General features: G+C 49.6%; 3 protein-coding genes. All 3 read left to right on the top strand.

What is annotated here, in order from left to right; genetic code table 11:
• Positions 1-7499, top strand: a 7499-nt coding sequence (locus tag AC1DFM_RS34455; RefSeq protein ID WP_477081325.1) for an amino acid adenylation domain-containing protein, incomplete at its 5' end; no start/stop codon positions are given.
• 33 nt (positions 7500-7532) lie between these two features.
• Complete coding sequence (locus AC1DFM_RS34450; protein WP_477081324.1) at positions 7533-8507, top strand: TauD/TfdA family dioxygenase; 975 nt, start codon at positions 7533-7535, stop codon at positions 8505-8507.
• Positions 8508-8525: 18 nt separating this feature from the next.
• The coding region (locus AC1DFM_RS34445) for a non-ribosomal peptide synthetase (protein WP_477081323.1) at positions 8526-12035 on the top strand (3510 nt) is incomplete at its 3' end.

Here is a 12035-nt window from a genome sequence, read left to right as displayed (position 1 = left end):
ATTTTAACCAGTCGGTATTATTGCATAGCCATGTGGCCGTTTCGGAAGAAAGCCTGCGTGCAGCGCTGCATAAGTTGTGGGCGCATCATGATGCACTGCGGATGGTGTATCGTCAGGAGGCGGATGGCTGGGTGCAGGAGAATAAAGGCGTCGATTCCGCGGTTACATTGGAAGTACTGGATTATAATGCTACGGATTTTGCGGCACATTGCGACCGTATACAAAGCAGCTTCCAGCTGTCGGCGGGCCCGTTGTTCAAGGCCGCGTTGTTCCGCGCTGCGGATGGCGACCGGTTGTTGCTGGTAGCCCATCACCTGGTGGTAGACGGTGTTTCCTGGCGGATACTGCTGGAAGACCTGTCGGAACTTTATCAGCAGCATAGCAGTGGGGCAGTGCTGCAGTTACCACAGAAAACAGATGCCTATGCGTGGTGGTCGGAGCAGTTGCAAGCCTATGCACAAAGTACGGCATTAGAGGCGGTATCTTATTGGGAGCGAATTAGCGCTGTTAACGTATCTCCGTTACCGTTAGATGATGCCGGTGGCAGCAACCAGGTACGTGATGGCGCGTCGCAGTCCTTTTTGCTGGACAGTGCTGTTACCACACAACTACTTACCCGGTGCTACAGCGCTTACCGCACCGAAGTGAATGATATCCTGCTTTCCGCACTGGGCCTGGCATTGCGCCAGGAGTTCGGTCTGTCGCAGGTGTTGGTGATGCTGGAAGGCCATGGCAGGGAAGATATTGGCGGCGGTATTGATGTAACGCGTACGATTGGATGGTTTACCACTTTATTCCCGGTGCTGCTGGAATTAGAGCAGCCCGATGCCATCAGCCAGCTGATTGCCGTGAAAGAGCACTTGCATCGTGTGCCGGCCAAAGGTATTGGTTATGGCGTGCAGCGTTACCTGGGTCGCAAGCACCGTGAGGAGGCCGATGATCAGGGTAGCAAAAAAGAAGAACAGCGTCCACAGTTATCTTTCAACTACCTGGGCGATTTCGGTACAGGTGTTGGCAGCGGTGAAGGCGCACAGTTGTTTTCTTTCTCCGGCGATTACCACGGCGTGGAGGTGGCACCGGAACGGGAACGCAGCACCGTGCTGAGTGTATCAGGTATGATTGTTTCCGGGCAGTTGCGGATGACAATAGGTTACAGCAAAGCCCAATACAAGGAAGATACGATCCGCCGTTTGCTATCAGTATTTGAGCAGCAGTTACAGGCATTGATAGCAATACTGTCTGCATCTGATCAAAATTATGCCACACCGGTAGATCTTACGTTTAAAGACCTGAGTAGAACAGAACTGGCGGCGCTAAACAAAGACGGTGACCTGGAAGATGTGTACCCACTCAGTCCTTTGCAGGAAGGACTTTATTATCACTGGCAACGCGATCCGGGAGCGCCCTTCTATTTTGAACAGATGAACTATCGCTTGCAAGGGCCGCTGGATATCCCGGCGCTTACGCAGAGTTATTTGCAACTGGTAGCGCGTCATGCCGTGCTACGTACGCATTTTATACAACGGCAGAACGCACAGGTATTACAGGTAGTAAAGACAAATGTGGCGCCCGTATTTGAATATATTGTTGTCAACGATTCCGATACCTCCGGCTGGCGGGAAGCTGACCGCAGTAAAGGTTTTGATCTGCATACCGGTTCACAGATGCGGCTTACGGTACTTGCACTGGGCAATGATACTTACGAATTCATCTGGAGTCATCATCATATCCTGATGGATGGATGGTGCGTAGGTATTCTTATCCGTGAATTCTTCCAGATTTATTATCATCTGCTGCAACATACCATGCCGCAGTTGCCAGCAGTATATCCTTATGCCGATTATATCAGGTGGCTGACATCATCCGCGCAGGAGCCATCGTTGTTGTACTGGAAAACATATTTATCCGGTTACGACACGCTTAGCAGTGTGCCGGGGATTTCTGAAAAAGAGTTCGGCGCGTATGAAGGTCGTAAGCAGCACCTGGAAATAGCAGGAGCGCTGCGCCACGCTATTAAAAATTACAGTGCGCAACATGGTATCACAGAGAATACTTTTTTCCAGGTGATGTGGGGCATTTTGCTTGGACGTTATAATAATACGGACGATGTCATCTTCGGCAGCATTGTATCCGGCAGGCCGGCGGAAATAAAAGGCATTGAGGAGATGATTGGTCTTTTCATCAATACCATCCCGGTGCGCATCCGTATGGATGCCGGTGATACGGTAGCAGGCCTGCTGAAAAAAGTACAGCAGGAAGCTATCGAAGCAGTACCACATCACCAGGTGCAGCTGGCGGAAATACAGCGGGCGGGCGGCCCCGGACGGCAACTGTTCGATCACGTGATCATCTTCGAGAACTATCCCGTACAGGAACTGGTAGCCGCAGAAATGCAGACCGGTACGCTGGAACTGCTTTCTTCCGCTGTATTTGAACAAACCAGTTATGATCTCAGCCTGGTGATCATCCCTGGCGAAACCATCCGCATTATATTTGATTACAACAGCTATTGTTATGAGGATGCGCTCATCGGACAATTGCAACAGCACCTGCTGCAGTTGATCCAGGGGGTGATGAAAGATACCGCGGTGAACGTACACCAGGTGGATTACCTGAGTACCGGTGAAAAACAACAACTGCTGCATGCGTTTAATACGGTATCCCTGGAAAGGCTTCCGGAAAAAACAGTGCTGCATCTTTTTGAAGAACAGGTATTGCAAAGGCCAGGTAATACGGCCCTTTATTTCGATGGGACTGCGCTTAATTACCGCGAGTTGAATGCCTATGCCAATCAGCTGGCGCATTACCTGCACCGGCAGTATGGCATTGGCACTAATGACCGGGTAGGTTTACATCTTGAAAGAAGTGAATGGACTATTGTGGCGATATGGGCCATCCTGAAAGCCGGTGGCGCTTATGTGCCGGTAGATCCTGACTATCCGGCGGAACGTATTGCGCATATGCTGGGAGACAGCGCCTGTAAAGTATTGATAGACGCTCCATTCCTGCAGCAGTTCCTGGATGTGCGGGAAGAATACAGTACAGAAAACCTGACAATATCACCTGCTCCCGGTGAGCTGGCCTACGTGATCTATACTTCCGGATCTACCGGCCGCTCCAAAGGCGTACAGATTACGCACCGTAACCTGCTGCATTCTACTGTACAACGGCAACGTACCTACGAAAATGTATCCTCTTTCCTGTTGTTATCGTCTTATGCCTTTGATAGCTCTGTAGCGGGCATCTTTGGGACGCTCTGCGACGGGGGACGACTCAATATGGTGAAGAGTACTGATGTGGCGGACATAGACCTGCTGGCAGATTTTATCTGCACACAGGAGGTGACGCATCTGCTGACGGTGCCTTCCTATTACCAGCAGCTGCTGGCAAAACTGGCTGGCCGTTCCAACGTGTTGACGCAGGTAATTGTAGCCGGGGAAACCTGCACACCTGCATTGGTAGACCTGCATTTTGCGACAGCAGGGATGGAACACTGCGATCTTTTTAATGAGTATGGTCCTACAGAGTGCGCCGTATGGAGCAGCTATCACCAATATGAAAAAGGAAAAGCGCTGGATACAATCGGTAAACCCATTGCCAATACACGTGTTTACATCCTGGATGATCATTTGCAATTATTGCCGGTGGGTGTTACCGGAGAAATATGTATTGGTGGGGATGGTCTTTCTCCCGGTTATCTCAACAGACCAGCACTGACCGCCGAAAAATTTGTGGAGGACCCTTTCTGCAAAGATGAGCGCATGTACCGGACCGGCGACCTGGGCAAATGGGCGGCTGATGGCAGTATCCAATTTGTGGGAAGAAAAGATGACCAGGTGAAGATCCGCGGTTACCGTATAGAGTTAGGTGAGATAGAAAAAGCACTACAGGGATGTTCCGGCGTGGAAGCTGCCGTAGTGACTATCCGTAACCGTACCGGCAACGAAAAAGAACTGATCGCTTATATCACTGCTAAAGCGCCATTAGAAGCAGCTGTGTTGCGGACCGCACTGGCTGTTCAGTTGCCGCCGTATATGTTGCCTGCTCATTTCGTGCAGCTGGATGTTTTCCCGCTTACCCCTAACGGTAAGGTAGATCGTAAACATATGCCAGATCCCGATGGTATCGCCATGAGTTCCGGCATTGTTTTCACGGCACCGCGTAATGCAATAGAAATGAAACTGGCAGCTATCTGGCAGGAAATTTTGGGTATAACACAAGTAGGCGTACTGGATGATTTCTTCCAGTTGGGAGGCCATAGTCTGAAGGCTACACGCCTTGCTGGTATGATTCATCAGCAGTTTGATGTGAAGTTGCGTATTGCACAGCTTTTTGCGAATACGGTATTGGAAGCACAGGCGCAGCTGATTGCGCAGGCACAACGCCAAACATTCGTGCATATTGAGCCGCTGCCAGCGCAAACAGATTATGTATTATCGGCTGCGCAACGCAGGTTATGGGCGCTTAGCCAATCACAGGAAGGTAATATCGGTTATAACATGCCGGGTGTTTACCGGATTAATGGGGAGCTTGATCCCATTGCCTGGCAGCAGGCATTGCACCGGCTTGTAGCACGACATGAAATACTGAGAACCGTGTTCAGAGAATCGGAGAACGGAGAGATCAGGCAGGTGATTCTTCCTGCGGAAACTTTGTTACCGGATTTCTTTTATGAAGATCTGCGTGAAGCTTCCCAACAGGAAACCATATTGGAGGCCGCCATCCAGAAGAATACGATGCAGCCTTTTGATCTGGCAAATGGCCCGCTGATCAGGGTTTTCCTGTATCGTACGCAGGATAATGAATGGGTATTTATTTATGTGTTGCATCATATCATCAGCGATGGATGGTCTATGCAGGTGCTGAGTAATGAGCTGTTGCAGCTGTATTACCATCCTGCGTTGTTGCCGCCGTTGCGTTTCCATTATAAAGATTATGCTGCCTGGCAGCAATCACAACTGGAGGGAGTGGAGGTGCATAAGGAGTACTGGTTACAGCAATTCCGCGAAGAAGTGCCGGTACTGGCCCTTGCAGGCGATAAACCCCGTCCTCCGGTGAAAACGTATAACGGTGCTGCCGTAAATAAGCGGTTGAACGCAAAGCTGACGAAAGCGCTTAAAAAGATGCTTGCGGAAGAAGGCTGCACCTTGTTTATGGGGCTGCTGGCAGCAGTGAATAATTTATTGTATCGTTATACACACCAGGAAGATATTGTGATTGGCAGCCCTGTTGCCGGCAGGGATCATATCGATCTTGAAAAGCAGATAGGTTTTTATATCAATACACTTCCGCTCAGAACCCGCTTCCAGGGGAACGAAACTTTCCGGCAGTTGTTACGTAACATCCGTGCCGTGACCCTTGGCGCTTACGAGCACCAGCTTTATCCTTTTGATGAGTTGGTAGACGCTTTACAATTGCGCCGTGATGTAAGTCGTAATCCTTTGTTTGATGTGTGGGTAGTGTTACAGAACCAGGATGCCGGTGTATACGTGGAAGGCCCGTTGCAGGTAAGTGGGTATGAAGCCGCACAAAATCTTATTTGTCGTTTTGACCTGTTATTCAATTTTGTTGAAACGGGAGAAGAAATCCACGCAGGTCTTTTATACAACACGGATATCTACCAGGAAAGCACTGCCCGGCAATTAGCCAATCACCTGGAACAGCTGCTGGAAGCCGCTGTAGCAGCGGCAGATCAACCACTGCAGCATCTTGACTTCCTGGAGGTGGAAGAGAAGCAGTTCCTGTTGTTACCCAGCGGACAAACGGTACAGGAGCAATGGGCGGATAAAACGGTGATAGATCTTTTTGAAGCGCAGGCAGCGCTCACACCTGACCGTACGGCAGTGGTATTTGAAGGACAGCGGCTTACTTACCGTGCGCTGAATGAAACAGCCAATCGTATGGCAGCGTATCTGCGCCATAGCGGTGATATAAGGCCGGACGACCTGGTGGCTATCCGGCTGGAACGCAGCGAATGGATGATGGTTGCGATGATAGCGGTGATGAAGGCTGGAGCCGCCTATGTGCCTATCGATCCGGAGTATCCTGTTGAAAGAGTGGATTATATGCTGGCCGATAGTCAATGTAAACATTGCATTGATGAGCACTGGCTGCAATCATTCCAGGAAGCGGCGCCTATGTATACGGCAGATAATCTGCCGGTAGTTTGTAGTCCGCAGCACCTGGCGTATGTGATCTATACTTCCGGGTCAACGGGGCATCCTAAAGGGGTGATGGTGACGCATGCGGCGTTGGTGGATTATACCACTGGTATCCTGGAAAGAACAAATCTGCACGAGTGCCGGCGTTTCGGGCTGGTATCTACTATTGCTGCGGATCTTGGCAATACGGTGATTTATGTGTCGCTGCTTACGGGCGGTGAGCTGCACCTGTTTTCCGCAGCAGCCGTAATGAATCCGGAAACCATGCAACATGCAGAACTGGATTGTGTTAAGATTGTGCCTTCACACTGGAAAGCGTTGCAGGGGGCGCATCATACTTTTGTTCCGCTTAAATGCCTCATTTTCGGTGGGGAGCAACTGACGATGGATGTCATCCGCTTGTTGCAATCCAATGGCGCTACCTGCCAGGTATACAACCACTACGGCCCTTCTGAAACAACGGTAGGTAAACTGGCCTGCCGCATCAATATTCATGACCCGCATCTGGCTATATCATTGGGCCGGCCTTTTGGCAATAATTATGTTTATCTCCTTGATGAATACCTGCAGCTGGTGCCACCCGGCGTTACGGGAGAGATCTGCATTGGCGGGGATGGCCTCTCCAGAGGATACCTGCATCGCCCGGATGCCACTACCGAAAAATTTGTGAAAGACCCCTTCCGTGATCAGGCCAGGATCTATCGTACAGGCGACTTAGGGCGTATGCTTCCCGACGGAAATATTGCTTTCATTGGGCGTAAAGACGACCAGGTAAAAATCCGGGGCTTCCGGATAGAACCGGGAGAAATTACCAATATACTGCTGCGACAGGAACATATTACTGCCGCTATCGTGATGGCCGTAGATGGACCATCCGCTGAAAAGCAGTTGGTGGCCTGGTTTTCTGCCGGTAGTGGTTTTGAACTGACTGTTTTGCGTAACAGTTTGCAGGCCACGTTGCCTGCCTATATGATACCGGCACATTTTGTCCGTATGGATGCCTTACCATTGACCGCTAACGGTAAAATAGACCGTAAGGGATTGCCTTTGCCGGATGCACAAAATGCGGCGCCGGTGGCTGTTTATGTCGCCCCCCGCACAGAAGTGGAAACACAACTGGTGGCCATCTGGAGCGAAGTGCTGGAGGTGGATAAAGAGAAGGTAGGTATTAAAGACAGCTTTTTTGATCTTGGAGGGCACAGCCTCAAAGCGATCAGGATTGTGTTACGCATTCATGAACAGTTCAACGTGGAAGTAGACCTGACCAACTTTTTCCTGGAACCCAATATCGAAGCGCTGGCGGAAGAAATAGAAAATATTCACTGGATGCAGCAGTAACTCATTTTATATATCCCAGAAAAACGCACTGTTATGGAACATACAATCATCATGGAGTCTTTGTCCGCCGACGGACAAACCGTAAACATCATCCGCCCTGAAGGCGTTGCCAACGTTGATCTTGACGTATTGCTGGCATATCTTTCTGTTAACCGGGAAGAGATCAGCCGGCAACTGCTGAAGACAGGCGCCATACTTTTCAGAAACTTTAATGTCAATAGTCGTGATGGGCTACTGAAAGTGAAAGAAATGTTTGCAGGTAACACGGCCTTCGACTATGTGGATGGCAATTCTCCCCGCACTAAATTATCTAATGATGTGTATACATCTACGGAGTACCCGAAAGAGCTGAGTATTACCCTGCACAACGAATTATCCTATTCCAATAAATGGCCCGGTACCATTTTCTTTTATTGTCATACGCCGGCTGAAGAAGGCGGGGAAACGCCTATCGTAGATTCCCGCAGAATACTGGAGGTACTTGATCCGGGTATTGTAGAGAAATTTGAAAAGTATGGCGTAAAGTATACCCGTTACCTCAGTGGAGCCGTGGGTGTTGGCAAAACCTGGATGGATACTTTTGAAACATCTGATAAGGCGGTGGTAGAAAAATATTGCGCCGGCAATAACATCTCCTACACCTGGGATGGTAATAATCTTTGCCTCAGCCAGCAGGGACATGGCATCGCCTTGCATCCGGTGACTGGTGAAAAGGTATGGTTTAACCAGGCCAACCAGTTCCATCCATCTGGTTTGCCGGACGAGATTTACCGCGGTCTGAAACTGATTCACTCCCGTAATAAACATAAGTTCCCGCAGTACGCCTATTATGGCAATGGAGATGAGATTGCAGAAGAAGATCTGAAGCAGATCACGGATCTCCATTTTCAATGCGCTATCAAATTCCCATGGCAGAAAAATGATGTGCTGATGTTGGATAATATGTTGATGGCGCATGGTAGAATGCCATTTAAAGGAGAAAGGAAAGTGTATGTCAGCATGTGTTAACCACCATTAAATAAAATTATGAAAGACGTTAAAGCAATTATTCGTGATTTAAGAGAAGCCAATGTACGTTTATCTTTTTCAGGAGAAGAGCTGGCCATAGAACCACATGATACGCCATTGAGTGACGACATGCTGCAAAAGATTAACCTGCACCGGGAAAGTCTTATTGCATGGTTCCGTAAAAATCAGCAGAAGTCATATTCATCCATTCCGGCGGTTGCCTTGCAGGAGAGTTATGTACTCTCCTCCTCACAGCGTCGTTTGTGGTTAATGAGCCAACTGGAAGAAAGTAATGCCGCATATAATATTCCACGGATTTATCTTTTTGAAGGAGAACTGGATATGTCGGCAGTAGCCGCCGCCTTTCATTCACTGATCTCCAGACATGAGAGCCTTCGTACCGTTTTTCATGAATCGGAGACGGGAGAAATAAGGCAGTGGATATTGTCACCGGAGGCCACGGGTTTTCATCTTAAGTTCACTGACCTGAGCACAGCGAATAACAACGGCCAGCTGAAAGCGCTGATACAAGCGGAGGTAGCTACACCGTTTGACCTTGAGCGTGGCCCATTACTGCGGGCTTCCATCACGCAAACAGCTCCCGGCAAATGGGTGTTTATTTATGTGATGCATCATATCATCAGTGATGGCTGGTCGATGGGCATTCTGTTGCGTGAGCTGCTGCAGTTCTATGAACTGCATACCGGAGCAGACACGCACGCACCATCTCCATTGCGCATTCACTACAAGGACTATGCTGCGTGGCAGCAGGAACAGCTCAGTGGCAAAACGGGGCAGGAGCACCAGGCCTACTGGCTCCAACAGTTTGACGGCGAGCTTCCGGTACTGGAGTTACCAGGTGATCACGTACGTCCTGCTATCAAAACATTCAACGGTGCATTGGCAGGCAGAATGCTGGATGCTTCCGTGGCGCCAGGTGTTAAAGCACTGGCCCGGGAACAAGGCGCTACTTTTTTCATGAGTATGCTTGCTGCGGTGAATGTGTTACTCTATCATCACAGCGGGCAAACAGATATTATTATTGGCAGTCCCGTAGCTGGCAGGGATCATAAAGACCTGGAAGATCAGATCGGGGCGTATATCAATACCCTTCCTCTCAGGATGCGTTTCAATCCTGACTGGAGTTTCACGCAGTTGTTGGAGTATGTGAAAAATACCACCCTGCAGGCTTTTGAACACCAGAGTTATCCGTTGGATGAGTTGGTAGGGCAGCTGCAGCTGCAACGTGATAGAAGCCGTAATCCGCTCTTTGATGTGTTGTTGTCTGTAACCGGCCGTGAGCGGGAAGCCGGAGGAGGAGAAGGGCCCGGAGGATTAAAGATCAGCAGCTTTGAAGGAGAAGGTTATCAGCAAAGCAAATTCGATCTCTCTTTTAATTTCATAGAAACCACCACCGGCCTTTTATATGCAGGCATAGAATACAACACAGATATATACGGGGAAGATACTATTCAGCGGTTGCTGGCGCACCTGGAAGAGTTGTTGGGAGCTATTATCAGCACACCTTCTTTGCCGCTGAAGCAGTTGAATATTCTCACCGCAAAAGAAAGAGAGCAGCTGTTGTATACATTCAACAACACACCTGCTGCTCCGGCTGTAAACAGCCACTTTATTCAGCTTTTTGAAGCAAGGGTGGCACAATGTCCAGATAATATTGCACTGGTTTGCGGCGAAAATATATTTACCTACCGCTCTTTGAATGAATGGGTGAATCGTTTGGCTGCTTGTCTGCAGGAAATGGGCGTTACCGGCACATTGGTGGCGGTGCATCTGGAACGGTCTGAATGGTTGATTATAGCATTGCTGGCGGTACTGAAAAGAGGGGCTGCTTACTTGTCTGTTGACCCTGAGTATCCGCAGGAGCGGATTGATTATATGTTGTCTGACAGCAATTGCCAGTTGGTGATAGATGAAAATATGCTGGCAGGTTTTAAAGCGTCTTCCCAAAAGTATAGTGCTGAAAATCCGGTACTGGAAGAAGATGTGTCACGACTGGCCTATGTGTTATACACTTCTGGTTCTACCGGAAAACCGAAGGGAGTAATGATTGGCCTGGAGGCATTGACCGATTATGCCTGGAATTTTTACCACACTTTTCGTTTAACGGAAAGTGACCGGGTGATCCAGCAGTCATCCGTTTCTTTTGATACGCATGTGGAAGAGATTTATCCTGCCTTGCTGGCAGGTAGCGCATTGTTGGTAGCCGCCAATGGTGGCCGGGATGTGGCGGCGTTATCGGTCCTGATACATGAGTATCAGGCTACGGTGCTGAGCACTACGCCACTGGTGATCAGTGAATTGTGCGCGGCGAATACCCACTTGCATCAACTACGTTTGTTAATCAGTGGCRGCGATAAATTCAGTGCGGCCAGTGTAGCCAACTTTATTGGCCAGCTGGAGATCTTCGATAGTTATGGTCCTACCGAATGTACGGTGTGCAGTACTTATTACCGGGTATCGCATGCCGGCAGTACGGCTATTATTGGCCGGCCGGTTGCCAACCGGAGTATCTACATTGTTAATGATGCCGGTGGATTACAACCGCTGGGTGTTACCGGTGAGATCTGTATCAGCGGTAAAGGGCTGGCAGCAGGATACCTGCATCAGCCAGCGCTTACTGCGGAAAAATTTGTGACCAATCCTTTTCTGCCGGATGCCCGCATGTATAAAACCTGTGATCTTGGTCGCTGGTTGCCCGATGGCAATATTGAATTTATTGGCAGGAAAGATGAACAATTAAAGATAAGAGGTTATCGTATAGAACCGGGAGAAGTGGAGAGCGTGCTGCAAGCCCATCCTGCTGTGACGGCGGGTTTGGTGACCGGATGGCGCAACGCTGCCGGGCGGCAGGAGCTGGTGGCCTACTACACCGGTGATGTACTCAATGCAACGGATATACGAAATTTTATCAGCGTGCGGCTTCCCGCCTATATGGTGCCGGCGTATTTTATACCGCTGGAGGTGTTCCCGCTTACACCCAGCGGCAAGATCGACCGGCGCCGGTTGCCGGAGCCGGGCATCAGCGCGGGTGTTGAATACCTTGCGCCCCGTACGGCTGCAGAAATACATTTGGCGGCAGTACTGGAAGAAGTGTTGAAGAAAAAACAGGTCGGACTGCGGGATGATTTTTTCCTGCTGGGTGGCGACTCCATCAAATCTATCCAGGTAGTATCCCGACTGAAGCAACGGGGCTATTCCCTCAAAATACAGGACGTGTTGCTTACACCAGAGGTGGAGCAGCTGGCCGCCAAAATGGAAACGGTTACCCGTYATGCCTCTCAGGAAATGGTGACAGGCCTGATACCGTTTACACCTATCCAGCATTATTTTCTGGAGCAGRATACTGATTACGCTCATCATTTTAACCAGTCGGTATTATTGCATAGCCATGTGGCCGTTTCGGAAGAAAGCCTGCGTGCAGCGCTGCATAAGTTGTGGGCGCATCATGATGCACTGCGGATGGTGTATCGTCAGGAGGCGGATGGCTGGGTGCAGGAGAATAAAGGG

It is taken from the genome of Chitinophaga sp. 05T412, from assembly GCF_056396465.1.
Note: the sequence above shows the minus strand (reverse complement) of the source record. Positions and strands in the feature narration are given on the sequence as shown.

What these genes read in the sequence shown, in the direction of transcription:
- AC1DFM_RS34450 (WP_477081324.1), top strand. Translation starts at nt 7,533, where the DNA reads ATGGAACATACAATCATCATGGAGTCTTTGTCCGCCGACGGACAAACC.